The sequence below is a fragment of the Streptomyces sp. NPDC091376 genome, from assembly GCF_044757085.1.
Lineage (GTDB): Bacteria > Actinomycetota > Actinomycetes > Streptomycetales > Streptomycetaceae > Streptomyces > Streptomyces pratisoli.
Window position 1 is genome coordinate 141,903 of the sequence record NZ_JBIVUF010000012.1, and the last position, 24,290, is coordinate 166,192.

The following is a 24,290-nucleotide window of genomic DNA, read 5'->3' on the forward strand; positions in this document are numbered from 1 at the left end:
CGATGGGCGGGCCCGACGGCCGTCGGGCCCGCCACAGCGCTGCGAGCCGCGAGGGTGTCACCTCGGCAGTCACCTGTCGGTCTACGCGGCCGCGAAGAGAGCGATGAGTCCGTTCACCCAGATCGCGAGGAACGCGAGGACCGCCACCAGGCATCCAGCCCCTGCCAGACAGCCGGCGAACGAGCTTCCTCTGCCGTCTTCCTTCGAGCCGGATGGCACCGTGTCCCAGTCGACGGGGTGTCCCACGGCTTCCGAGCAGGCTGCTCGTACTGCTGCTAGTTGCTCTCCGGCGAATGCCGTTCGGGCGAGCGACTCAGGACCATGCCAGGCAAGTGCGTGCATGCGCTGCTGAGCCGTGCGGTACCTCGCCTCGAAGGCGTGGGTCTCAGCCGCGTCCCGGTCCTGTTCGAGGTACATCCAACGGCCGGCTTCCGCGTGCTCTCCGTACAGGCGGTAGACCTCGGCCAGGCGGCGACGAAGCGTCAGGTCGTTCGGGAAGGACGACACCAGCCCGCGCAGACGCTGGCGCGCGACGGGAACCCGGCCGGCGGCCAGATCCGCATCGACTCGGGCAAGGGTGTCTCTCAACGGCATGGGTGCATGATCGGGCACTGCAGTCAGTGACGTCGATCGGGTTTCCTCGCTCAGCAAGTCGCCTGTTGTGGTTGTCAGTCGGTGCCCTGCGTCGCGACCGTACGGGTACGTCACGTAGCCGCCGCCGGAGGTGTCCATGCCGCACACGCCGAGCACGGGGAACTGGGGTGCAAGGCAGCGTGGTCGCTCAGTATCCACCGGTGGCGTGAACCTCAGGTGAGAGCCAGAGTCACCCGACCTCTTCTCCTAAAGCGGTGGTTTCCTGGCAGGCAGCGGCAGCGGCCAGCTAACGCAGGCCACGAGTGCGCTGCGGTCCTCGGTGAGGAAGAGCAGGGTGAACCGTGTCCGATTTTCGGGATCGATCAGCGCTGAGCGCACAGGCCGGCCATGTTCCCTGATGAGCTGCACTGCTCGCTCCAGGCCAGGAGGTTCGAATCCGCGCATCCGCATGCGCTGAAGTCGGCGACCGAAGACTCCGGAATGCGCACCAGTGGGTTGTACCCGCTCCTCCACCGAGTAGGGGGCGCCGCTGCGGAGGGCGGCCAGTGCTGCCACGGACGCTTCGTCATCACCGACCAACAGCGATTCCAGCACATGCCGTTCCACGGTCACCCCCGTTCGGATCGTGCGGTGCAGCAGCCAGGTACCGCAACCCGCAACCCCAGTACCCGCCCCCGCACGGTAGCGTCCCTCCGGCCCAGCCAGCGGCCGGTATGACCCCCGCTGACCGATCCCGCTAGGGCTACGGATCAGAAGGTTCGGCGCACCGATCCGCGGCGAGGCTAGGATCGCAACCGGGCGAAGCCGTAGCGCAGAGGTAGTCGCGCGCGGTCTCCAAAATCGCGAGGACGCCGGTTCGAGTCCGGTCGGCTTGGCCTGCCCCAGTTGCGCGTCCAGGACGAGGAACGCCCGTGCCAGATGTGTGCCAGAACGGCCGGCGACCCGCGGTTCATCCCGGTCACTCCCAAGGCGCTGTCTCAGAGTGACCGGAACGGCCTCTCCGCAGCTCAAGCGTCCCGCCCCCACCTGTGCGCCGCTCCACCGCCCTCGTGGGAGAGGACCCCGCAGTCCTTTGGCGCGACCTAGGCAAGAGCTGACATGAGTGTGGAGCTTATTCAAATTCCTCATCGGTGAAGCGACTCCGGCACCCCACGCAAGATACCTTCGCGTCACTCTTACGGAAGAGTGGCGCAATCAGGCCGCATGAAACCTCAAATAAAGATCAAGTTGTCACGGTCGGGTAAATACTCCCGAAGATGCGGTCTCAAGGCGCTGTTGCGCTGTTTGACTCTCCTGGTCCGCGACCACGGATAGAACAGAATGTTCCGCATCGAAACAGGGGGAAAGTACTCGATATGGCACGCATTCGAAAGATCTCCGTCGTCATTGCTTCGGCTGCGATCGCGGCTTCCGTTCTCACTCCCGTCACCGCGGTCGCCGCGGACGACGGCCCTGCCCCCGCCCCCGACATCTGATCGGGTGGGTGGCGCAGCAACGTGTACGGCTACAAGGCCACCCACATCGGCAAGGGCCCGGTCTACAAGGACGGTCCCGGCGGGACGATGGTGATCACAAGGACCACCGCAGAGAAGGCGGGGTCGTCGATCTCCGGGACCGCAGGCGTGACGGTGGATTTCGCCGTCTCCCAGGCAAAGGCGGAAATCAGCAGGGAATCCGTCAAGGAAGTCAGCTGGGGCACCGATCACCAGTACAGGCGGAACATAACAAGCGGAAGGTACGGGAACACGCAGCACGGCTCCTGGGGACACTCCGCCACGTGGGAGAAGTACTACGAGCTCCCCAATTGCAGGAAATCCCAGCGGACGTCGGGAGGGGTTAAGGTCGTGAACAAGGCCGTTGGATTCCGCTACTGGGAGACCCGATCCTGATGAATCTTTTCCGCGCTGCCGCGTCCGCGGCCATCGTCACTGCCGCCGCGGTAACGGCCACAGCGTGCACAAGTTCGGGTCAGCCCACACCCCGCACAGGCACGCCGTCGGCACCGGCCTCGGCCGTGGTGCTGTCGCCGCCGGAGATCCGACCCGGCTATCGCCAGATTGCTTCCGGAGGGCCCCGGCACGGCGCGTGGGACCTCGGTCCGGTCCAGCTCACCAAGGGCATCTCCTGGGTGAACGTCAACTGCGTTGCGGACGCCGGTGCCGGCAGGATCACGCTAGTTGTCGACACAGTAGGAGAGTTCACGGTCGACTGTCCGAGCACCGAGGCCCGCATCAACGTCAACCAACTCGACCTCGCTGAGGGCCGTAAAGGACGCTTCCACATCGAGACCACCGACAAGGTCCGGTGGATCGCCAGCATCCAAGTCCCCAAGTGACAGAACACACCGCACGGGTCCGCTGGAGCGACTGGTGACGGTGCTGCACAGCAGCGCGGCACAGTAACCCCAGCACCGCCCCTGACCGCTACCGCCCATGAGGGGCCTGGTAGCGGCCGCAATGGCCGTCGCAGACCGATCCGGCTAGAGCTACGGATCAGAAGGCTCCTGACATCCACGGCTGACATCAACGGAGCCGGACGGAGGCGCACACCTGCGTCTTCGTCCGGCTGCCGCATCAGTAGGCAGCAGCAGCTAGAACGGTCCCAGATCGAACTTGCAAGGCGCGTGTCGGCGGCAGCGCGCCTGCCAGATGCGTGCCATGACGGGCGGTCAGCCACGGTCGAACTTGGTGCAACAGAGCGCGTCATCGTCCGTAAAGACCCTGGCCAGCGCGGCTTTGTTCTCGAAGCAGCGGCCACCAGGACGGCGGGATCGTGGCTGCTCGGCCTGGTCGTGGTCCTGGTCCTCGGGGCTGGGCGAGTTGTTTCCTGGCCTGGATGTTCGCTCCGGTGGTGCTGCGCGCTGAGCGGCCGGGGGACGACGCAGCGGTGGCGGAGGCAGGGAGCGGCGGCGGCCCGTGGCCGCCGGCGCGCGCGGACCGCCGCAGGCGGGCCGCCTTGACTCAGCAAGGAAGGTTGTAGCGCAGAGCGCTGCTCACCGGATCGGAGCCGGTCAGCAGCGCTCGCAGCGTGGTCGTTACCTCCTGCGAGAGGGTTCAGCTATCTGCCTCGGCCACGCCGATCGGACAGGACACGCCCGTCCCGCCGATACCGCAGTAGCCCGCGGGGTTCTTGTCCAGGTACTGCTGGTGGTAGTCCTCCGCCGGGTAGAAGGGGCGGCCCTTCGCCGGGAGGAGTTCCGTGGTGATCGTGCCGTGGCCCGAGCCCGTCAGGGCCCGCTGGTAGGACTCGCGGGAGGACTGGGCCGTGCTGGCCTGGGACGCGGTGTGGGTGTGGATCGCCGAGCGGTACTGGGTGCCGACGTCGTTGCCCTGGCGGAAGCCCTGGGTGGGGTCGTGGGACTCCCAGAAGACCTTCAGGAGCTGTTCGTAGGTGACGACGGACGGGTCGTAGACGACGCGGACGGCCTCGGTGTGGCCCGTCAGGCCGGAGCAGACCTCTTCGTAGGTCGGGTTCTCCGTGTAGCCGCCCTGGTAGCCGACGAGGGTGGTCCAGACGCCCTTCGTCTGCCAGAACTTGCGCTCCGCGCCCCAGAAGCAGCCCAGCGCGAAGTCGGCGACCTCGAGGCCCTCGGGATAGGGGCCGAGGAGGGCGTTGCCGAGGACCGTGTGGCGGGCGGGGACGTCGAAGGCCGGGGTTTCGCGGCCGCGCAGCGCCTGGGTGGCGGTGGGCAGCTCGGGGACGCGGCGGTTCAGGAACATGCGGGGGACTCCTCCTGGAGTGAAGGGTGCAGTGTCCTGAACGCGGACGGGGCCCGCGGGATTCCCCGCGGGCCCCGTCCGGAGCGCCTGTCGGTGCTGCGGCGTCGGTGCGCCGGCGTCAGTGCGACAGCGTCGCCGGGCTGCCGCCGTTCGCCTCGTAGCCCGCCACCGCGAGCGCCCGGTAGACCGCGTACTCCGCCGCCGGGTCGCCGCCGTGAGTCCACGGCAGGGCACCGACATGGCCGTCCACCCGCAGGAGCTGGTGCATGGCCTCGGCCCAGCGCTCGGACCTGACCAGGAAGAAGACCAGCAGATGGCGGACGTGGGGGAGCACCGGGTCGTCTGCCCTCGCGGTGTGCGTCGCGTGCAGCGCGCCCTCCACCGCCTTGGTGACCACGGCGCTCTGGTAGAAGCCGGTCACCAGATTGACCTCGGGCAGGTGCTCGAACACCGCGAACAGCGGCAGTGCGGCCAGCAGCGAGCCCTGGGGTGCGCGGGCCGCCGAGGTGGTCGCGAAGTGGTCGGCCTCCTCGCGTGAGCCGTGCCACTTCTCGCACCAGTAGTGCAGCGCGGCGAGATGGGCGCCCATATGCGTGGGGGCGCGGTCGATCACCTTCGCCCAGAGCTGGTCGAACTGTTCGTGGGAGTAGCCGAGTCCGCGGGCCACGGCCAGTTCGACGATGTACGGGACGGGATCGCCGGGTGCCAGCAGGGCCGCCTCCCCGCAGACCGTACGGGCCTCCTCCAGGATGATCCGGAAGTCGTCGCTGCCGACGCCGCCGGAGGACCGCCACGCCTGCTGCACCAGGAACTCCGCGTGCACGGCCGCGCCGCCCGCGTCCTTCGGGGACTCCGCGCGCCAGGTGCGCAGCCACGAGCCTCCGGTCCCGGGCTGCTGCTGCAGCTCCAGTGACGCCGCGCCCGCGAACGCCTGCACCCGCTGCCAGCGTCGCTCGCCCTCCTTCTCGGTGCCGGAGAGCAGCTGGGACGCGGCCCGCCAGTCCTGGGTGCGCTGCACCAGGTCGAGTACGTCGAGGAGGTCCTGGTCGGGCCCGGGCAGCCGCAGGTCGAGCTCCTCCTGGCGTACGAAGCCGTACGCGGCGGGGTCGGCGGCGTCCGGTGATCCGGGTGCGACCTGACGGACGGCGTGGCGGCGGCGCAGTACGTACGGGCCGATCGCCGCGGCCAGCAGGCCCAGCGCGAGCAGGAACCAGAGAATCTCCATACGGCCATTGTCCCGGACGGCCCATGGACGGGAACCGGTCAGGGTGCCCGGTAGGGGGCCGGGGAAGCGCCGGGTGGGGACTACGCTCGGGTCGCATGAGCGACCAGCACAGCTTCGAGACCATCGCGATCCACGCGGGCAACAGCGCCGACCCGCTGACCGGCGCGGTCGTCCCGCCCATCTACCAGGTGTCCACCTACAAGCAGGACGGTGTGGGCGGACTGCGCGGCGGCTACGAGTACAGCCGCAGCGCCAACCCGACCCGTACCGCGCTGGAGGAGAACCTCGCGGCGCTGGAGGGCGGCCGCCGGGGCCTCGCCTTCGCCTCCGGCCTCGCCGCCGAGGACTGCCTGCTGCGTACGCTGCTGGTGCCCGGCGATCACGTGGTGATCCCGAACGACGCCTACGGCGGCACCTTCCGGCTCTTCGCCAAGGTGGTGCAGCGGTGGGGTGTGGAGTACTCCGTCGCCGACACCTCGGACCCGGCGTCGGTCAGGGCCGCCCTGACCGACCGTACGAAGGTGATCTGGGTCGAGACGCCGTCCAACCCGCTGCTCGGCATCACCGACATCGCCGCCGTCGCGGACATCGCGCGCACCGCAGGGGCGAAGCTCGTCGTCGACAACACCTTCGCCAGCCCTTATCTGCAGCAGCCGCTCGCGCTGGGCGCGGACATCGTCGTGCACTCGCTGACCAAGTACATGGGCGGCCACTCGGACGTGGTCGGTGGTGCGCTGATCACCGGCGACGCCGGTCTCGGTGAGGAGCTGGCGTACCACCAGAACGCGATGGGCGCGGTCGCCGGTCCCTTCGACTCGTGGATCGTGCTGCGGGGCATCAAGACGCTGCCGGTCCGTATGGACCGGCACAGCGAGAACGCGACGCGGGTCGCGGAGATGCTGACCAGCCACCCGAAGGTGACGCGGGTGCTGTACCCGGGGCTGGAGGAGCACCCGGGGCACGAGGTCGCGGCGAAGCAGATGAAGAGCTTCGGCGGGATGGTGTCGTTCCAGGTCCAGGGTGGCGAGGAGGCGGCGGTCGAGGTCTGCAACCGCGCGAAGCTCTTCACCCTCGGTGAGTCGCTGGGTGGTGTCGAGTCCCTGATCGAGCACCCGGGCCGGATGACGCATGCGAGCGTCGCCGGGTCCGCGCTGGAGGTGCCGGCGGATCTGGTGCGGCTGTCGGTCGGGATCGAGTCGGTGGACGATCTTCTCGCGGATCTGCAGCAGGCGCTGGGCTGACCTTCGCGGGGCGCTGCCCCGGGCCTCGGGCCCCGGTACCGCCGCCCGGCGGGCCGGGGCCCGTTGTCGTACGGGCTGTGCGGGGCGTGCGGGGCGTGAACGGCTGGGCGGATCGTACGGGCGCGTGGACGGCTGGGCAGATGGCGCGGGCGGGTCGTACGGGCTCGCCGGTTCGACGCGGGCCGGGTCCTACGCGGGCCGGGTCGTACGCGGGCGGGGGCGGGGGCGAGCAGATCGCGGCGAGAGGACGGGCCGGTCAGGTGCTGACCTTCTCGTCCTCCAGCATGCTGTGTATCTGCTCGCGGAGTTCCGCGGTGTCGGTGTGGCCGTGCACGGAGACGGCGTGTTCCGTGGCTGCCTGGAGGACTTCCTCCTCCTGGCCGGAGATGGTGAGCGTGCAACCCGTCTCGCTCGGGAACCTGCGGCAATCGGCAACTTTTCTGGTCATCACGACCTCCTGTGCTGATGTGTTGTGCCGCTCGTTCCAGGATAGGTCCGGACTCCCGAGCACTCACCAGCCGGCCGTGTCACCAGCCCTCGATCTCCGGCGTCGTCGTCGACGGCGGTACGACCCACGGTTCGGCGGCCGCCGCCCACACCGCGAACGCGATCGCGGCCGCGAGCAGCAGCGCACAGCCCACGCGGTGCAGTGCCCGGCGGCGGCGTCGCAGCCGGGCGCCCCGGTGGGCCGCGCGCAGGTGCAGGTCGCCGGGGACCGGCGGATGCGGGGCGTCGAGCATCCGCCGTACTTCTTCCTCCTTGCGGCCGCCCGTGCGGGTCATGACGCATCCCTCCAGGTCGGGGCACGCAGCCGCGGCGGGCGGGTGCTGCGCAGGACGGAGACGGCACGGGTGCCGATCGCCCGGACCCGTTCCACCGGCAGTCCGAGCAGCGCCGCGGTCTGTTCCTCGGGCACGCCCTCGTACAGGCGCAGTACGACGACGAGCCGCTCCTGCGGGACGAGCCGGACCAGTACCCCGGCCTCCGCGCCGGCGTCCCACGTCCTGGCCCTCCGCCGCAGCCGCCAGGCGCTCCGGGCGAAGCGGGTGACGAGTTCCTGGCGGGTGCGGTCGTACGGGTCCTCGTCGCTACGCCGGTCCCACTCCGCGTACATCTCGGTCAGCGCGCCGAGCAGCAGCCGCTGTGCTTCGGGACTGTGCCCGGGCGACTCCGCCGTCAGCAGCGTCGCGACATGGAGCAGCCGGCCACCCGCGCCCGCGACGAATGCCTCGAATTCCCGGGCGCGGCGGTCGGCGAGCGTGGACTCTCGCCTCTCGCGCACGTCCTCATACCAGAGCAGGCGGCGGCTGTGGTCAAGAGGCCGGGGACGGCTCCGTCGCTTCACCGGGGAGCCCGGCCTGCCGGGCGGAGAGCGCCGAGTTGAAACGCGTGAGCAGCGTGCAGAACGATTCCCGCTCCTCGGGCGTCCAGCCGTCCGTCACCTGGGCCATCAACTCGCGCCGAGAGGAGCGCACTTCCTCCAGCCGGGACTGGCCGCGCGGCGACAGCTGGAGGACGACGGCACGGCCGTCCTCCGGGTGCGAGGTGCGCTTCACCAGGCCGGTGTCGACGAGCGGCGCGACCTGGCGGGTGACGGTCGAGGAGTCGATGCCCATTCCGGCCGCGAGGGCCTTCACGCCCATCGGGCCTTCCTGGTCGAGCCGGTTGAGCAGCAGATAGGCGGCACGATCCATCGAGTTGCGGACCTGACCGACGCCGCCGAGCCGGGTCTGCTCGGCTCTGCGCGCGAAGAGGGCCACCTGGTGCTGGAGGGCATCGAGGAGACCGGGGTCTAGATCAGTCGTCATGTCCTGAGATGTGGGCATGGCTGCGGGGCTCTCTCGTGCGGTGGTCGGTTGGTGGGGGACAGAGTACGCGGAGCCGGGCGAGTGCGTACGGGCCCTGCGAAATCCTGTGGACAACTGTGTGACCGGGGCGGCCGTCACCCCGCTGAGCTGCGAGACTTGCTGTCATGAGCTTCCGCACGCCTGGCCCCTTTCACCCGCTCATCCTCGACGACGTCCGAGGGGCCCAGAAGATGCTCTCCGGTGTGGCCCGCATGACGCCGATGGAGGGCAGCCGGTATCTGTCGGGCCTGGTCGGAGCCCCGGTGCACCTCAAGTGCGAGAACCTCCAGCGGACGGGCTCGTTCAAGCTGCGCGGCGCGTACGTACGGATCTCCGGGCTGCGTCCCGAGGAGCGTGCGGCGGGCGTCGTCGCGGCGTCGGCGGGCAATCACGCGCAGGGCGTGGCCCTGGCGTCCTCGCTCCTCGGCGTGCGCTCCACGGTGTTCATGCCCCAGGGGGCGCCGCTGCCGAAGGTCGCGGCGACCCGGGACTACGGTGCCGATGTGCGGCTGCACGGCCAGGTCGTCGACGAGAGCTTGGCCGCGGCGCAGGAGTACGCGCACGAGACCGGCGCGGTCTTCATCCACCCCTTCGACCACCCGGACATCATCGCAGGTCAGGGCACTGTCGGTCTGGAGATCCTGGAGCAGTGCCCGGAGGTGCGGACGATCGTCGTCGGGGTCGGGGGCGGCGGTCTCGCGGCGGGTATCGCGGTCGCGGTGAAGGCGCTGCGTCCCGATGTGAAGGTGATCGGGGTCCAGGCGGAGGGTGCGGCGGCGTTTCCGCCGTCGCTCGCCGCGGGCCGGCCGGTGTCCGTCGAGGCGCCGGTGACCATGGCGGACGGCATCAAGGTGGGCTGCCCCGGCGATGTGACGTACACGATCGTCGAGGAGCTGGTGGACGAGGTGCGCACGGTGTCGGAGGACGAGCTCTCCTCGGCGCTGCTGCTGTGCCTGGAGCGGGCGAAGCAGGTCGTCGAGCCGGCGGGGGCGAGTCCCGTCGCCGCGCTGCTCAGTGAGCCCCGGGCCTTCCAGGGGCCGGTCGTGGCCGTGCTGTCGGGCGGCAATGTGGACCCGTTGCTGATGCAGCGCATCCTGCGGCACGGCATGGCGGCGGCGGGCCGCTATCTGTCGCTGCGGCTGAGGCTGGCGGACCGGCCAGGGGCGCTCGCGACGCTGCTGGGGGTGTTGTCAGTGGTGGATGCGAATGTTCTGGACGTGGGGCACGTGCGGACCGATCCGCGGCTCGGCCTGACGGAGGTCGAGGTGGAGCTCCAGCTGGAGACGAAGGGACCGGAGCACTGTGCGGAGGTCGGTGCGGCGTTGGAGGAGGCGGGGTACCGGGTCATCGGCTGAGGCCGAGCCGCCCCCGGCACTGCCCGGGGCACCGTTGACGGCACCACTGACGGCGCCACTTACGACAGTCTTACGGCAGGGCTTGTGTATCGCGATGTATCGCGTTACTTTGTGGCCCGCGCCGCTATTTCGGCTGCGTCGGTCGTCGGCAATACCTAAGCTTGCGCAGCAATCGCCTGAAGTAAGCGGTCCATAAGTCATGACCTCATCCTCTGCCACTGGGAGTACCCACATGCCAGGCGCCATTTACGCCGAAGGTCTGGTGAAGACCTTCGGCGAGGTAAGGGCTCTGGACGGAGTTGATCTCGACGTTCCCGAGGGCACCGTCCTCGGGCTCCTCGGTCCGAACGGCGCGGGCAAGACCACCGCCGTGCGCGTCCTGACCACCCTGCTCCAGCCCGACAGCGGCAAGGCGGTCGTGGCGGGCATCGACGTCCTCAAGAATCCCAACGAAGTCCGGCGGTCGATCGGGCTCTCCGGCCAGTTCGCCGCCGTCGACGAGTATCTGACCGGCCGCGAGAACCTGCAGATGGTCGGCCGGCTGTACCAGATGAACGCGAAGGCGTCGAAGATCCGGGCCGGCGAGCTGCTGGAGCGGTTCAACCTCGCCGACGCGGCCGACCGCCCGGCCAAGACCTACTCCGGCGGTATGCGCCGCCGTCTCGACCTCGCGGCCGCGCTGGTCGTCTCCCCGCCCGTGATGTTCATGGACGAGCCGACGACCGGTCTCGACCCGCGAAACCGTCAGGCGCTGTGGGAGGTCATCAAGGAGCTCGTCGGCGGCGGTACGACCCTGCTCCTGACCACCCAGTACCTGGAGGAGGCCGACCACCTCGCCGACGCGATCTGCGTCATCGACCACGGCAAGGTCATCGCCCGTGGCACCTCGGACGAGCTCAAGGCCCGTACCGGCGGCGAGCGCGTCGAGGTCGTCGTCCACCGGCCCGAGGAGATCGCCCCGGCCCGTGACGTCCTTCTGCGCTTCGGCATGGACGGCGCCGAGGCCGCCGACGTCGCCGTGGACGAGCACACCCGCAGGCTCACCGTCCCGGTCGCGGGAGGCGCCAAGCTGCTCGCCGAGGTCATCCGCGAGCTGGACACCATCGGCATCGAGATCGACGACATCGGTCTTCGCCGACCGACCCTCGACGACGTCTTCATCTCCCTGACCGGCCACCACGCCGAGGCGGCCGCGGAGGACAACGGCGAGGTGCCGGCCGCCCGGCAGTCGAAAGAGCGCAAGGACCGCAAGGACCGCAAGGCCGGAAAGGAGGCCGTGAAGTGACCACCGTCCAGGAAGCGGCGGACCGCGTCGCGGCCCCCCGTCCGCGCGGCGGCATCGCACAGTCGGTGAGCGACTCGCTCGTCGTCGCCAAGCGCAATCTGATCCGTATGACGCGGATCCCGGAGATGATCATCTTCGGCATGATCCAGCCGATCATGTTCGTGGTGCTGTTCACGTACGTCTTCGGCGGCTCCATCCAGGTCGGCGGGTCCACCTCGACGCAGGCCTACCGTGAGTTCCTGATGGCGGGCATCTTCGCCCAGACCGTGACCTTCGCCACGGCGGGTGCAGGCGCGGGCATCGCCGACGACATGCACAAGGGCCTCATCGACCGCTTCCGGTCGCTGCCCATGGCGCGCGGAGCGGTCCTCACCGGCCGCACGCTCGCCGACCTGGTGCAGACGGCGCTCACGCTCGTCGTTCTCGCCGTCGTGGCGCTGATCGTCGGCTGGCGCGTCCACGAGAACATCGGCAAGGTGCTGCTCGGCTTCATGCTGCTGCTCCTGCTCGGGTACGCGTTCTCCTGGATCGGCGCGCTGATCGGCCTCTCGGTGCGTACGCCCGAGGCGGCCACCTCCGGCGGACTGATCTGGCTGTTCCCGCTGACGTTCATCTCGAACGCCTTCGTGGACGCCAACCAGATGCCGACGTTCCTGCGGACGATCGCCGAGTGGAACCCCTTCAGCGCGACCGTGCAGGCGTGCCGTGAGCTGTTCGGCAATCTGCCGCCCGGCTTCAAGGCGCCCGAGGCATGGCCCATGCAGCACCCGATCCTGGCCTCGGTGCTCTGGTCGGTGCTGATCCTGCTCGTCTTCCGCACCCTGGCGGTCCGCAAGTACCGCTCGGCGACGGTCTGAGCCCGCGCTCGCACCAAGCGTTCGCACACACGCGCTCGCACCAGGCGCTCACACAGACGGAAGGTCCCCGGCACCACACGGTGCCGGGGACCTTCCGTATACGGCCTGCTGACGGGGACGGGCGGCTCAGCCCTGGTACGGCTTGGCCTCGACGATCCTGACCATGGCGGTCTTGCCGTTGGGCAGCTCGTACTCCGCGTCCTCGCCGATCTTCTTGCCGTTGACGCCCGCGCCGAGCGGGGACTGGGGCGAGTACGTCGAGATGTCGCCCGACGCGTACTCGCGGGAGGCGAGCAGGAAGGTCTCGGTGTCGCTCTCGTCACCGTCGAAGGCGACGGTCACGACCATGCCGGGGGCCACCGTGCCGTTGTCCGCCGGGGCCTCACCGACCTTCGCCTTCTCCAGGAGCTGGGTCAGCTGGCGCACACGGAGCTCCTGCTTGCCCTGCTCCTCCTTGGCCGCGTGGTACCCGCCGTTCTCCCGCAGGTCGCCCTCCTCACGGGCCGCCTCGATCTTCTTCGCGATCTCGACGCGCGCGGGACCAGACAGGTACTCCAGCTCGGCCTTGAGCTGGTTGTACGCCTCCTGGGTGAGCCAGGTGACGTTCTCACTGGTCTGGGTCACAGGTGCTCCTCGTAGGTACTGGGGATACAAAGCATCGCCCTACCCAGAAGGATGTGCCTTCACGAGTGGGCGAAACCACGAGCCTAACAATTGGCGAAGGAAAGGGGGAGGACCAAAAGCCATCAAAAATCTGTCAACGCAGGTCAGCGCCGACGCGGCGGGGAAAACGTCAGCCCTTCGGCCCGTCGTCCGCGACACAGCCCGCCAGCTCGGCACTGGTCGCCCTCGCCGTCGTACGCACGGTGACGACCTCGTCGATCCGGCTCTCACGGGCATCGAAGCGGACGTCGCGCCGGCCGACCTCGCTGCCGTCCTCCGCGCGCGAACGCAGGGTGCAGGAGCCCCGGGCGTCCGCGTCCTTGCGGACCTCGAGATGGACCTGGACCTGGTCGTCCGCGGTGACGTCGAACTTGATGATCTCGGCGCTGATCCGCTGGCCGCTCACGTAGTCGTAGCCGAACCAGCCGATCATGGCGATCAGGCCCGCACCCAGCACCGCGCCCACGATCTTGAGCTTGCGGTCGGCGCGCTCGTCCGCCGAGCGGCCGTAGCGGCCCTCGGGAAGCTCTTCGCGCACCGCGCTCATGATCGTCCTCTCACAGTCGGAGACGCCGGAATTTTCGGCCCGCCGATTCCGTCACTATAGAAGCCGCCGGATGCCCTACACCGCTGAGGGCCCGATGCCCTACATCACTGAGGATCGAGTCTTGACTGAGCAGCTGCGACTGATGGCCGTTCACGCCCACCCCGACGACGAGTCGAGCAAGGGCGCGGCCACGATGGCGAAGTACGTGTCCGAGGGGGTGGACGTGCTGGTCGTGACCTGCACGGGAGGCGAGCGCGGCTCCATCCTCAACCCCAAGCTCCAGGGCGACAAATACATCGAGGAGAACATCCACGAGGTCCGCCGCAAGGAGATGGACGAGGCCCGGGAGATCCTCGGCGTGAAGCAGGAATGGCTCGGCTTCGTCGACTCCGGCCTGCCGGAGGGCGACCCGTTGCCCCCGCTCCCCGAGGGCTGCTTCGCCCTGGAGGACGTCGACAAGGCGGCGGGCGAGCTGGTGCGGAAGATCCGCTCCTTCCGCCCGCAGGTCATCACGACGTACGACGAGAACGGCGGGTATCCGCACCCGGACCACATCATGACCCACAAGATCACGATGGTGGCCTTCGACGGTGCGGCCGACACCGAGAAGTACCCCGAGTCCGAGTACGGACCGGCCTGGCAGTCGCAGAAGCTCTACTACAACCAGGGCTTCAACCGGCCGCGTACGGTCGCCCTCCACGAGGCGCTGCTCGCGCGCGGCCTGGAGTCCCCCTACGGCGAGTGGCTGGAGCGCTGGAAGGAGTTCCAGCGCGCCGAGCGGACCCTCACGACGTATGTGCCGTGCGCCGACTTCTTCGAGACCCGCGACAAGGCGCTGATCGCGCACGCGACGCAGATCGACCCGGACGGCGGCTGGTTCCGCGTGCCGATGGACATCCAGCGGGAGGTCTGGCCGACGGAGGAGTACGAGCTGGCCAAGTCCCTCGTCGACACCTCCCTGCCGGAGGACGACCTCTTCGCCGGTGTGCGGAGCGTCGTCACCGTCTGACCGGCCCCGTTCGCGCTGTTCTCCCGGCCCCGGGTGGGCCGGGAGAACGCGTTCGGAGCGCCCGGGTATGGTCGGTACATCCACACAAGGAGCGATCGATGAGCAGCACTGCCCTGGCGATGACGCATCTCGTCCCTCTCGCCAAGGAGCTCGACGAGAACAAGGTGACGCCCGGCGTCCTCGGGTTCGTCGTCTTCGCGGTGATGGCGGCCGGGGTCTGGCTGCTGATGAAGTCGATGAACCGGCACATGGGCCGCGTGAACTTCGATGAGTCGCCGGCGGCGACGGGCACGAAGGGCTCCGCGGGCGCGGAGGCGTCGGGGCCGACGAAGGGCGCCTAGCCCTTCGGCCCGCCCCACCCGCGAGGGCGGGACGCACCCGCGCGTCGGGCCTGCCCGTACCCGACAGGGACTGCACCGGGCCGCGATGGTGCGGGCCAAGGCCTGTACCGATCACGCCGCTCCTGGACGGCGGGTGTACCGACCGCCGCCCAGCGCCTCACGGGTCCGTCCGTACCGACCACGGCCCGTACCCGGCCGCCGTGTTCGCCCGGTGTCAGGTCACCGGGACGCCCATCACCTCGCGGGCGTGGCGGCCCGGGGTCATGCCGAGCTGCCAGGCCTGCCAGCCGTCCTCCAGGCGTACCCCGCGCTCCAGGACCAGGGCGAAGGCCTCCGCGCAGTCCTCCAGCTTTCCGTCGCGGGCCGGGTGGGGGCGGCCGCGCAGGCCGGTCAGTTCCTCCTGGGCGACGACCGTGCCGATGTCCACACCTCCCGGCGAGGCGTACGGCAGCAGCGTGCAGCGCAGGAAACCGGCCCAGTCGGCGCCGCGGCGGTCGCCGTACGAGGCGAACAGCGCGGCTGCCTCGTCACACAGGCCCAGTGCCTGGGCGGGGCGGTTGTTGCCGGCGTCGACGACGGCGAGTTCCAGGCAGGTCCAGGCCTCGCCGTGGGCCACGCCGATGCGCTGGAAGTCGGCGCGGGCGTCGACGAGGAGCTGACGGGCGAAGCCGGAGTTGCGGAGGTTGCCGGTCTGGGCCGCACGCTGGTCGCGGGTGGCGCGACCCGAGTGGTGGCGGGCGCAGGCCAGCCCGTACACGTCCCGCATCCGGGAGAACATCGTGCGGGCCCGCTCCAGTTCACGCACCGCCTGGTCGCGGTCGCCCTGCTCCTCCAGCGCCTGCCCCAGGTAGTACAGGGTCCACGCCTCGCCGCGCGCGTCCTCGTTGTCGCGGTGCCGGGACAGGGCCTGGCGCAGCTCGTCGACCGCGGGTGACGGGTCGCCGTCCACCAGCCGGGCCCGGGCCAGCTGGGTCAGCGCCCACGCCTCGCCGCGCTCGTCCTGGGTGCGGCCGTACAGGTCGAGCGCCTCGCGCAGCGCCGACTCGGCGTCCGGCACCTGGCCCAGGCGCAGGTACACCTGGCCGAACTGGAAGCGGGACCACGCTTCACCGTGCAGCGACTCGCTGTCCTGGTGGAGCCGGACCGCGGTCGTCAGCAGGGTCATGGCCTCGGCGATGTTCGCCCGGTCCCGCTCCACCGCGGCGAGCGCGTGCAGGGTCCAGGCCCGGTCGGCGGCCAGCTCCTCGGACGACTGCAGCTCGATCGCCTCGCGCAGCTTCGCCGACGCCTCCGCGAGATTGCCCTGGTGGTGCAGCGTGATGCCGAGCGAGCACAGCGCACGGGCGGCACCCGCGTCGTGCTGTGCCTCGCGGTAGAGGTCCACCACGGACGACAGGGTGGTCCGCGCCTTGTCCAGCTCACCGAGCTGGCGGGCGGCGATACCGGTGCGCCACTGGACTGAGCGGACCAGCAGGCCCTGGTCGACGGCCTGCGTCAGCTCGTTGATCTCGCCGAGCCGGTAGAGGTCACCGCGCAGCAGACAGTAGTCGCACAGCGCGCCCAGCAGATTCAGCACGGCCTGCTGGTCGACGCCCTCCGCGTGCCGCAGCGCCGCCGTGATGAAGCTCGACTCGTCGTCCAGCCAGCGCAGCGCCGCGTCCAGCGAGGTGAAGCCATGACCTCCGGCCGGGCTCTTCACGAACGTGTCCGCGCGCGTCGACGTCTTCCCGTCGACCAGCCGGATCACCGAGTCGGCCAGCTCCGCGTACCCGATGATCAGCCGCTCCTGCGCGGCCGTACGCTCCGACGGCTCCTCCTCGTCCAGCAGCCGCGCCAGGGCGAAGGCCCGTACGGCGTCGTGCAACCGGTAACGCTCTCCACGCACATGGACCAGCAGCCCCGCCCGGGACAGTTCCAGCAGCAGCCGCAGGGCCTCCGTCTCGTCGGTGGCCAGCAGCGCAGAGGCCGCCGCCGCGCCGAGCGATGCCCGCCCCGCGAGCGCCAGCCGGCGCAGCAGCCTGCGGGCCTGCTCGGGCTGGTCCGTGTAGCGCAGCCAGAGCACCCGCTCGACCGGCGCCACCGGACCGTACGCGCCGAGGTCCGCGGCCAGGCCCTGAGGGGTCCGGGCGCCGAGCGAGGAGCCCGCGATCCGCAGTGCCAGCGGCAGCCCGCCGCACAGGTCGCGCACGTCGTCCATCGACCGGGAGTCGTACGGACCCTCCAGAGGCTCCTGCGCGGCCGCCGCGAGCAGCTCCTCCGCGCCCGCCCCGTCCAGGGCGTCCACCGGCAGCTGGTGCACCCACGCCGGAACGTCGTCCGGCAGCGTGAGCGGCTCGCGCGCGGTCACCAGCACCAGACTGTCCGAGCGCTCCGGAATCAGCGTCCGCACCTGCTCGGGGTCGCTCGCGTCGTCCAGGACGACCGTGACGGGCAGCCCGGTCAGATACTGGTGGTACAGCTCGCCGAGCCGCCGCACCTGCTGCTCCGCCGACGACCGCTCGCGGAACAGCAGCTGCTCACGGGGTGCGCCGAGCCGGTTCAGCAGATGCAGCAGCGCGTCCCGGGTGGGCAGCGGCTGCTCGTCCGCCGAGCCGCCGCGCAGATCCACCAGGCACGCGCCCCGGAACTGGTCCTTCAGATGATGCGCGGCCCGCACCGCGAGCGTCGTACGCCCCGACCCGGGCGCGCCGTGCAGCACCACCACCGTCGGCCTGGTCTCCGTCGAGGCCCGCGCCGCGTGCACCCACTGCGCGATCTGCGTCATCGCCTCCCGGCGGCCCGCGAACGGCCCCGCGGGCTCCGGCAGATGACCGAACGACTGCTCCAGCACACTGCGTCTGCGCGCCGCCTGACTGCGGTCCGCCCCGCGCAGCGGCGGCCCCGACGGGGACTTCTTCACCGGGCGCGCCGTGGAGGCCGTCAGCATCCGCTGCTGGTCCAGGAACGGCCGGATGCCCCGTACCTCCACCGCCGTCAGCCACTGCAGCCGCAGTTGCTCGGGCCCGCCCGGCTGACCGAGCGCCCCGGCCCTGCGGTGTGCCGCCGGCCAGTGCGCCGCGGTCACCTTGAGCACGGTCGCGGCGGCCCCGGCCACGGCGACCACCGCACCGGCGCCGAGCGCCGTGCCGGTCGCCGTGCCCAGCGCCATGTCCGCACCGATCGCCGCCGTCGCCGCAACGGCCGCGACGAGCATCGGAGTCCACATGTCCTGCCGGCTGAACCGCTGGGCCAGTGACAGCCGTCCGGCCTCGTGCTCCTCCAGGGCGTGGAGGTAGGTGGTGTACTCCTCGTCCGCACTCGCCGCCAGCGTCTCCAGCGCCGCCCGCCCGCGCGCCAGCAGCGCCGCGGAGTCACTGCGCCCTCCGGAGCGGCGCACCTCCTCCTCGACGGCACGTACCAACAGCCGCTCGGCTTCCGCCCGATGGCTGTCCCGCATGTGGTCCCCCTCCGAGAGCTTCCGCTTCCGTGTCGGCGTCAAGTGTCCTGCGAGACGCGCGTGGACGCGAGGGAGTCCGGCGATCAAGCCCGTCCGGTATCGGAGGTGGGACGGCACCGGAGGAGGGGCCCGCTCGCAGCATCACCCGAAAAGAGGACGTTTGTCGGGAATGGCGGCGGGCAGCCGGTCGATAGCGGAGACAACGACAGGGAAGGGAGGTGCCACTGCGACTCGCCGAAGTTCCCGTCGACGACTGGGAGGAGAGGGCCTGGACCGTCATCTGCGGGGCGGCGGAGGGTGGTTGTTCCCGAATCGCCTGCTACGCCTCTTCCTGCCGGAACGCCACCCGGAAGCCGCCCGTCCCCCGATCGCCGGACGATGAGGGAGGTGACGATGCGCTGAACCGGTGACTGCCTGAAGTCCGGGAGCGGGGGGAGACCGAGTCTCTCCCCGCTCCGCCGTGCGGTGACCGTGTCGCCGAAGACCTGCCCGCCGCCGGCCCGCGGACCGTCGCCACGGCCGCCGCCCGCGGGTGTGCGCGCGGCTTACGGGGCCGGGTGCGCGAGGATGGGGGCATGCCGAACCGCCTGGCCCAAGAGACGTCCCCCTATCTCCTCCAGCACGCCGACAATCCCGTCGCCTGGTGGCCCTGGTCCGCCGAGGCGTTCGAGGAGGCGCGCAAGCGCGAGGTGCCCGTGCTGCTCAGCGTCGGGTACAGCAGCTGCCACTGGTGCCATGTGATGGCGCACGAGTCCTTCGAGGACGACGACACCGCCGCGTATCTGAACGAGCACTTCGTCAACGTCAAGGTCGACCGTGAAGAGCGCCCCGACGTGGACGCCGTCTACATGGAGGCCGTGCAGGCCGCCACCGGGCAGGGCGGCTGGCCCATGACCGTGTTCCTGACGCCGGACGCCGAGCCGTTCTACTTCGGTACGTACTTCCCGCCGGCCCCGCGGCACGGCATGCCCTCGTTCCGGCAGGTGCTGGAGGGCGTCACCGCTGCCTGGAGCGGGCGGCGGGACGAGGTCGCCGAGGTCGCGGGGAACATCGTCCGGGATCTGGCGGGGCGGTCGCTTGCCGTCGGGGGGCAGGGGCAGCCGGGCGAGGAGGAGCTCGCGCAGGCGCTGCTGGGGCTGACCCGGGAGTACGACGCGCGGCACGGCGGGTTCGGCGGGGCGCCGAAGTTCCCGCCGTCGATGGTCGTCGAGTTCCTGCTGCGGCACCACGCGCGCACCGGGGCCGAAGGGGCGCTGCAGATGGCCGCCGACACCTGTGAGGCGATGGCCAGGGGCGGGATCTACGACCAGCTCGGCGGCGGTTTCGCGCGGTACTCGGTGGACCGTGAGTGGGTGGTGCCGCACTTCGAGAAGATGCTGTACGACAACGCGCTGCTGTGCCGGGTGTACGCGCATGTGTGGCGGGTGACCGGCAGCGATCTGGCCCGGCGGGTCGCCCTGGAGACCGCGGACTTCATGGTGCGGGAACTGCGCACGCCGGAGGGCGGGTTCGCCTCCGCGCTGGACGCGGACAGTGACGACGGCGCGGGGAAGCACGTGGAGGGCGCGTACTACGTGTGGACGCCGGCCCAGCTCACCGACGTGCTGGGCGAAGCGGACGCGGAGTTCGCCGCGCGGTACTTCGGGGTGACCGAGGAGGGCACCTTCGAGGAGGGGGCCTCCGTGCTCCAACTGCCGCAGGACGCTGGAGTGGTGGACGCGGCCCGGGTCGCGTCCGTACGGGAGCGGCTGCTCGCCGCGCGGGAGCAGCGGCCGCGGCCGGGCCGGGACGACAAGATCGTCGCGGCGTGGAACGGGCTGGCGGTCGCGGCGCTCGCCGAGGTGGGCGGGTACTTCGACCGGCCGGATCTGGTCGAGCGGGCCACGGAGGCCGCCGATCTGCTCGTACGGCTGCACATGGACGCGGGTGCCCGGCTGGCCCGCACCTCCAAGGACGGGCACACGGGCGCGAACGCCGGGGTGCTGGAGGACTACGCGAACGTCGCGGAGGGGTTCCTCGCGCTGGCGGCCGTCAGCGGCGAGGGCGCGTGGCTGGAGTTCGCCGGCTTCCTGCTGGACATCGTGCTGGATCAGTTCACCGGTCCCGAGGGGCAGTTGTACGACACCGCCCATGACGCCGAGCAGCTGATCAGGCGCCCGCAGGACCCGACCGACAACGCCGCGCCCTCCGGCTGGACGGCCGCAGCCGGCGCGCTGCTCTCGTATGCCGCGCACACCGGTTCCGAGGCCCATCGCACGGCCGCCGAGGGGGCGCTGGGTGTGGTGAAGGCGCTCGGCCCGCGTGCGCCGCGGTTCATCGGGTGGGGGCTGGCCGTGGCCGAGGCGCTGCTCGACGGTCCCCGGGAGGTGGCCGTGGTCGGGGCACCGGACGATCCGGAGGCGCGGAAGCTGCACCGGGCCGCGCTGCTGGGGGCGGCGCCCGGGGCCGTGGTCGCCGCGGGGGAGCCGGACGGTGGTGAGTTTCCGCTGCTCGTGGATCGTCCGCTGGTGGACGGGCGGCCCGCGGCGTACGTCTGCCGGCACTTCGTCTGTGCCGCGCCCGTCACCGAGGTGGAGGCGCTGCGGCGGGAGCTGACGCCGGGGCGGTGAGGAAAGCCGGGGTGAGGAAAGCCGGGCCCCGGCGGGGCCTCGTCAGAGGCCGGGTCGGCCCTCGAGCGTGTCGAGGGTGCGGTTGACGAGCGCGACCAGATCGTCCCGCTGGTCGCGCTCGGCCCAGTAGAGCAGCGCCTCACGCAGCGCGCCCATGACCGAGGCGGCGAAGACCCGCGCCTCCAGGTCGCCGGGGTCGCGTCCGGCGCGGTCGGCGAGCGGTCGGGCGAGCGACTGCGAGGTCTCGGCCATGGACTCGGTCATCCGCGCCCGGAGGGCGGGGACTTCGGCCATGAGCTTCGTGCGCAGGCGCATCTCCTGCGGCTCGTTCTCGAGCATCCGGGAGACGGCGGCCGTGAGGATGACGCGCAGGGAGTCCAGCGGCGGCTCGTCGACGGGCCTGGTCCGCAGCGCCCGCTCGACGGCCTCGTCGTACTCGTCGGCCAGGACGATGTCTTCCTTGGTGGGGAAGTAGCGGAAGACGGTGGAGGGGGAGACCTCCGCCGCCGCGGCGATCTGCTCGACGGTGGTCGCCTCGTAGCCCTGCTCGGTGGTCAGCCGGTACATGGCGCGGCGGATCGCTGTGCGTGTCTTGAGCTTCTTGCGCTCGCGCAGGCCCAGCGGGGGCCTGTGCTCGTCGAGCGGGGTGTGTGCGGCGGCCATGCGGCTCATTGTCGCCCGGATCGAGGCAGCCGTACGCCGCCTGGTGAGAGTGCGTCTCAAGTGACAGTGACTCTCGAAAGCTGGTGAGTGTCAATCCGAGGTGGTCTCGCCGCGCGGCCCGCGCTCGCCGCGGCCCGGCAGCGAGAAGGCCCGTGGCGGCTGCCACGGGCCTTCTCGCAGGGGTGCGCGTCAGGCGTGCTGGTACGCGACGAGAGAGATCCCGACGTAGTGGACGACGAAGGCCGCCAGCGTGAAGGAGTGGAAGACCTCGTGGAAGCCGAACCAGCGCGGTGACGGGTTCGGCCGCTTCATCCCGTAGATCACACCGCCCGCGCTGTAGAGCAGTCCGCCGATGATCACCAGCACGAGCACCGCGATCCCGCCGGTGCGCATGAAGTCGGGCAGGAAGAAGACCGCCGCCCAGCCCATCGCGATGTAGCACGGGGTGTAGAGCCAGCGCGGAGCGCCGACCCAGAACACCCGGAACGCTATTCCCGCAACCGCTGCCGCCCAGACCGCCCACAACAGCACCCGCCCGGTGGAGTCCGGGAGGAGCAGCAGGGTCAGCGGGGTATACGTACCGGCGATGATCAGGAAGATGTTCGCGTGATCGAGCCGACGGAGCACGGCTGTTGCGCGGGGGCCCCAGTCGCCCCGGTGGTAGAGCGCGCTCACGCCGAAGAGCAGGCAGGCGGTGAGTACGTAGATGCCGCACGCGATCCGGCCGCGCGTCGAGTCCGCGAGTGCCGTCAGCACGATTCCCGCGACGAGTACGGCGGGAAACATTCCCGCGTGCAGCCACCCGCGCAACCGCGGCTTCACCGGCGGTGGGTCGATCTCGGTCACGTCGGGCGAAGGTGCAGTCATGGCGGCATGCTACCTACGCGACCGTAGGTCGGGGTCCTGAGTGGCCATGCTCACGTGAGGGATCCTCTGGACATATGGGCGGAGTGCACGGATGATCAGATGAGTGCGGTCGGCACCGGATGAGCGCCAATGAGTTCGAAGCTGTGAAGCATCCGGGTCGCAGCCCCCACGGGGCAACCAATTCCAAACCCCTCATTTAGGAGCAATCGTGGCGCGCGATATCGCGGCTCCCAGCACCGTCCCGACCAATCACCAGGAACTGATCGCCTGGGTCGACGAGATCGCAGCTCTGACGCAGCCGGACAGAGTGGTCTGGTGCGACGGGTCCGAGGCCGAGTACGAGCGCCTGTGCGACGAGCTCGTCGCCAAGGGCACGTTCAGGAAGCTGGACCCGATCAAGCGCCCGAACTCGTACTACGCCGCGTCCGACCCGACCGATGTCGCACGGGTCGAGGACCGCACCTTCATCTGCTCCGAGAAGGAGGAGGACGCCGGCCCGACGAACCACTGGAAGGCCCCCGCCGAGATGCGGGAGATCTTCTCCGGTGAGAAGGGAGTCTTCCGCGGCTCGATGAAGGGCCGGACGATGTACGTCGTCCCGTTCTGCATGGGCCCGCTCGGCTCGGACCTCTCCGCGATCGGCGTCGAGATCACCGACTCCGCCTACGTCGCGGTCTCCATGCGGACGATGACCCGCATGGGACAGCCCGTCCTCGACGAGCTGGGCAGCGACGGCTTCTTCGTGAAGGCCGTCCACACCCTGGGTGCGCCGCTGGAGGCCGGCCAGGAGGACGTGCCGTGGCCGTGCAACAGCACCAAGTACATCTCGCACTTCCCGGAGTCCCGCGAGATCTGGTCGTACGGCTCCGGCTACGGCGGCAACGCCCTCCTCGGCAAGAAGTGCTACGCCCTGCGCATCGCCTCCGTCATGGCCCGCGACGAGGGCTGGCTCGCCGAGCACATGCTCATCCTGAAGCTGACCCCGCCGCAGGGCGAGTCCAAGTACGTCGCCGCCGCCTTCCCCTCCGCCTGCGGCAAGACCAACCTCGCCATGCTGGAGCCCACCATCTCGGGCTGGACCGTCGAGACCATCGGCGACGACATCGCGTGGATGCGCTTCGGCGAGGACGGCCGGCTGTACGCGATCAACCCCGAGGCCGGTTTCTTCGGCGTCGCGCCCGGCACCGGTGAGCACACCAACGCCAACGCCATGAAGACCCTGTGGGGCAACGCGGTCTTCACCAACGTCGCCCTCACCGACGACAACGACATCTGGTGGGAGGGCATGACGGAGGAGACCCCCGCCCACCTGACCGACTGGAAGGGCAACGACTGGACCCCGGAGTCCGGCACCCCGGCGGCCCACCCGAACGCCCGCTTCACCGTCCCGGCCGCGCAGTGCCCGATCGCCGCGCCGGAGTGGGAGGACCCGAAGGGCGTGCCGATCTCGGCGATCCTCTTCGGCGGCCGCCGTGCCTCCGCCGTCCCGCTGGTCACCGAGTCCTTCACCTGGCAGCACGGTGTCTTCCTCGGCGCGAACGTCGCGTCCGAGAAGACCGCCGCCGCCGAGGGCAAGGTCGGCGAGCTGCGCCGCGACCCGTTCGCGATGCTGCCGTTCTGCGGCTACAACATGGGCGACTACATGGCCCACTGGATCAAGGTCGGCGCGAACGCGGACGCGGAGAAGCTGCCGAAGATCTACTACGTGAACTGGTTCCGCAAGAACGACGCGGGCAAGTTCGTGTGGCCGGGCTTCGGTGAGAACAGCCGTGTCCTGAAGTGGATCGTGGAGCGCCTGGAGGGCAAGGCCGAGGGCGTCGAGACCCCGATCGGCATCCTGCCGACGCGCGAGGCGCTCGACACCGACGGCCTGGAACTGGCCGACGAGGACCTGGACTTCCTGCTCAAGGTCGACGCGGACGTCTGGCGCGAGGAGGCCGCACTGGTCCCCGAGCACCTCAACACCTTCGGTGACCACACCCCGAAGGAGCTGTGGGACGAGTACCGCTCGCTGGTGGCCCGACTGGGCTGA

The 24,290-nt window shown here is 70.3% G+C and carries 23 protein-coding genes and 1 tRNA gene; 11 read left to right on the forward strand and 13 right to left on the reverse strand.

Annotation, left to right across the window (positions count from 1 at the left end; translation table 11 throughout):
* Positions 1–81 precede the first annotated feature (81 nt).
* Together ACIQMR_RS25260 and ACIQMR_RS25265 are read right to left on the reverse strand one after the other, a co-directional pair.
* A complete protein-coding gene (locus tag ACIQMR_RS25260; protein WP_401391701.1) occupies positions 82–594 on the reverse strand; it encodes a DUF6584 family protein in 513 nt (170 codons plus the stop codon).
* Between the two features lie 246 nt (positions 595–840).
* Complete coding sequence (locus tag ACIQMR_RS25265; protein ID WP_401391372.1) at positions 841–1,206, reverse strand: hypothetical protein; 366 nt, start codon at positions 1,204–1,206, stop codon at positions 841–843.
* A 188-nt stretch (positions 1,207–1,394) separates the two neighbouring features.
* Here ACIQMR_RS25265 and ACIQMR_RS25270 point away from each other — a divergent pair.
* The 3 genes from ACIQMR_RS25270 to ACIQMR_RS25280 all read left to right on the forward strand — a co-directional run bounded on the left by ACIQMR_RS25270 (position 1,395) and on the right by ACIQMR_RS25280 (position 2,929).
* Positions 1,395–1,469: transfer RNA gene (locus ACIQMR_RS25270), tRNA-Trp, on the forward strand.
* Positions 1,470–2,090: 621 nt separating this feature from the next.
* Positions 2,091–2,483: a hypothetical protein gene (locus ACIQMR_RS25275; RefSeq protein WP_401391375.1), complete on the forward strand. Its 393-nt coding sequence runs from the start codon at positions 2,091–2,093 to the stop codon at positions 2,481–2,483.
* A 125-nt stretch (positions 2,484–2,608) separates the two neighbouring features.
* The gene (locus ACIQMR_RS25280) at positions 2,609–2,929 is read left to right on the forward strand and encodes a hypothetical protein (protein WP_401391378.1); all 321 of its coding nucleotides are present in this window, start codon (positions 2,609–2,611) and stop codon (positions 2,927–2,929) included.
* A gap of 718 nt (positions 2,930–3,647) precedes the next feature.
* Here ACIQMR_RS25280 and msrA read toward each other — a convergent pair.
* The gene (msrA, locus tag ACIQMR_RS25285; protein ID WP_401391380.1) at positions 3,648–4,313 is read right to left on the reverse strand and encodes a peptide-methionine (S)-S-oxide reductase MsrA; all 666 of its coding nucleotides are present in this window, start codon (positions 4,311–4,313) and stop codon (positions 3,648–3,650) included.
* 118 nt (positions 4,314–4,431) lie between these two features.
* On the reverse strand, positions 4,432–5,538 hold the full coding sequence (locus tag ACIQMR_RS25290) for a hypothetical protein (protein ID WP_401391383.1): 1,107 nt from the start codon (positions 5,536–5,538) through the stop codon (positions 4,432–4,434).
* A 95-nt stretch (positions 5,539–5,633) separates the two neighbouring features.
* Here ACIQMR_RS25290 and ACIQMR_RS25295 point away from each other — a divergent pair, with 95 nt between their 5' ends.
* Positions 5,634–6,779 carry a cystathionine gamma-synthase gene (locus ACIQMR_RS25295; protein ID WP_266382192.1) on the forward strand — a complete coding sequence of 382 codons (1,146 nt, stop codon included), beginning with the start codon at positions 5,634–5,636 and terminating at the stop codon, positions 6,777–6,779.
* A 256-nt stretch (positions 6,780–7,035) separates the two neighbouring features.
* Here the strand turns inward: ACIQMR_RS25295 and ACIQMR_RS25300 are convergent, their stop codons facing one another.
* The 4 genes from ACIQMR_RS25300 to ACIQMR_RS25315 form a co-directional block, all read right to left on the reverse strand.
* Entirely contained in the window at positions 7,036–7,227 is a 192-nt protein-coding gene (locus ACIQMR_RS25300; RefSeq protein ID WP_266382195.1) for a DUF1059 domain-containing protein, read from the reverse strand.
* Positions 7,228–7,306: 79 nt separating this feature from the next.
* Positions 7,307–7,561, reverse strand: coding sequence for a hypothetical protein (locus ACIQMR_RS25305; RefSeq protein WP_401391387.1), 255 nt, complete (start codon positions 7,559–7,561; stop codon positions 7,307–7,309).
* Positions 7,558–8,061: a sigma factor-like helix-turn-helix DNA-binding protein gene (locus ACIQMR_RS25310; RefSeq protein WP_401391390.1), complete on the reverse strand. Its 504-nt coding sequence runs from the start codon at positions 8,059–8,061 to the stop codon at positions 7,558–7,560. The genes ACIQMR_RS25305 and ACIQMR_RS25310 overlap by 4 nt, the downstream gene beginning before the upstream one ends.
* A gap of 31 nt (positions 8,062–8,092) precedes the next feature.
* Positions 8,093–8,605, reverse strand: coding sequence for a MarR family winged helix-turn-helix transcriptional regulator (locus ACIQMR_RS25315; protein ID WP_401391393.1), 513 nt, complete (start codon positions 8,603–8,605; stop codon positions 8,093–8,095).
* 146 nt (positions 8,606–8,751) lie between these two features.
* Between ACIQMR_RS25315 and ilvA the strand changes: the two genes are divergently transcribed.
* The 3 genes from ilvA to ACIQMR_RS25330 all read left to right on the forward strand — a co-directional run bounded on the left by ilvA (position 8,752) and on the right by ACIQMR_RS25330 (position 12,123).
* The gene (gene ilvA, locus ACIQMR_RS25320) at positions 8,752–9,981 is read left to right on the forward strand and encodes a threonine ammonia-lyase (protein ID WP_401391396.1); all 1,230 of its coding nucleotides are present in this window, start codon (positions 8,752–8,754) and stop codon (positions 9,979–9,981) included.
* Between the two features lie 232 nt (positions 9,982–10,213).
* Positions 10,214–11,266, forward strand: a complete 1,053-nt coding sequence (locus ACIQMR_RS25325) for an ATP-binding cassette domain-containing protein (protein ID WP_401391398.1) — start codon at positions 10,214–10,216, stop codon at positions 11,264–11,266.
* Positions 11,263–12,123: an ABC transporter permease gene (locus tag ACIQMR_RS25330; RefSeq protein WP_266382214.1), complete on the forward strand. Its 861-nt coding sequence runs from the start codon at positions 11,263–11,265 to the stop codon at positions 12,121–12,123. The genes ACIQMR_RS25325 and ACIQMR_RS25330 overlap by 4 nt, the downstream gene beginning before the upstream one ends.
* Positions 12,124–12,249: 126 nt before the next feature.
* Here ACIQMR_RS25330 and greA read toward each other — a convergent pair whose 3' ends face one another.
* A complete protein-coding gene (gene greA / locus ACIQMR_RS25335) occupies positions 12,250–12,747 on the reverse strand; it encodes a transcription elongation factor GreA (RefSeq protein ID WP_266382217.1) in 498 nt (165 codons plus the stop codon).
* A 169-nt stretch (positions 12,748–12,916) separates the two neighbouring features.
* Entirely contained in the window at positions 12,917–13,333 is a 417-nt protein-coding gene (locus ACIQMR_RS25340) for a DUF4307 domain-containing protein (protein ID WP_401391403.1), read from the reverse strand.
* 121 nt (positions 13,334–13,454) lie between these two features.
* On the opposite strand from ACIQMR_RS25340, the gene mca reads away from it, so the two are divergent.
* Both mca and ACIQMR_RS25350 read left to right on the forward strand, forming a co-directional pair.
* A complete protein-coding gene (gene mca, locus ACIQMR_RS25345; RefSeq protein WP_401391406.1) occupies positions 13,455–14,342 on the forward strand; it encodes a mycothiol conjugate amidase Mca in 888 nt (295 codons plus the stop codon).
* 98 nt (positions 14,343–14,440) lie between these two features.
* Entirely contained in the window at positions 14,441–14,683 is a 243-nt protein-coding gene (locus tag ACIQMR_RS25350) for a hypothetical protein (RefSeq protein WP_401391409.1), read from the forward strand.
* Between the two features lie 214 nt (positions 14,684–14,897).
* On the opposite strand, the gene ACIQMR_RS25355 is transcribed toward ACIQMR_RS25350, so the two are convergent.
* Positions 14,898–18,119 (reverse strand): tetratricopeptide repeat protein, encoded by a 3,222-nt coding sequence (locus ACIQMR_RS25355; RefSeq protein WP_401391412.1) that lies wholly within the window; start codon positions 18,117–18,119, stop codon positions 14,898–14,900.
* 575 nt (positions 18,120–18,694) lie between these two features.
* Here ACIQMR_RS25355 and ACIQMR_RS25360 point away from each other — a divergent pair.
* On the forward strand, positions 18,695–20,728 hold the full coding sequence (locus ACIQMR_RS25360; RefSeq protein WP_401391415.1) for a thioredoxin domain-containing protein: 2,034 nt from the start codon (positions 18,695–18,697) through the stop codon (positions 20,726–20,728).
* 42 nt (positions 20,729–20,770) lie between these two features.
* Here ACIQMR_RS25360 and ACIQMR_RS25365 read toward each other — a convergent pair whose 3' ends face one another.
* The gene (locus tag ACIQMR_RS25365) at positions 20,771–21,400 is read right to left on the reverse strand and encodes a TetR/AcrR family transcriptional regulator (protein WP_401391418.1); all 630 of its coding nucleotides are present in this window, start codon (positions 21,398–21,400) and stop codon (positions 20,771–20,773) included.
* A 180-nt stretch (positions 21,401–21,580) separates the two neighbouring features.
* Complete coding sequence (locus ACIQMR_RS25370) at positions 21,581–22,258, reverse strand: hemolysin III family protein (RefSeq protein WP_401391421.1); 678 nt, start codon at positions 22,256–22,258, stop codon at positions 21,581–21,583.
* Positions 22,259–22,466: 208 nt separating this feature from the next.
* Between ACIQMR_RS25370 and ACIQMR_RS25375 the strand changes: the two genes are divergently transcribed.
* On the forward strand, positions 22,467–24,290 hold the full coding sequence (locus tag ACIQMR_RS25375; RefSeq protein ID WP_401391424.1) for a phosphoenolpyruvate carboxykinase (GTP): 1,824 nt from the start codon (positions 22,467–22,469) through the stop codon (positions 24,288–24,290).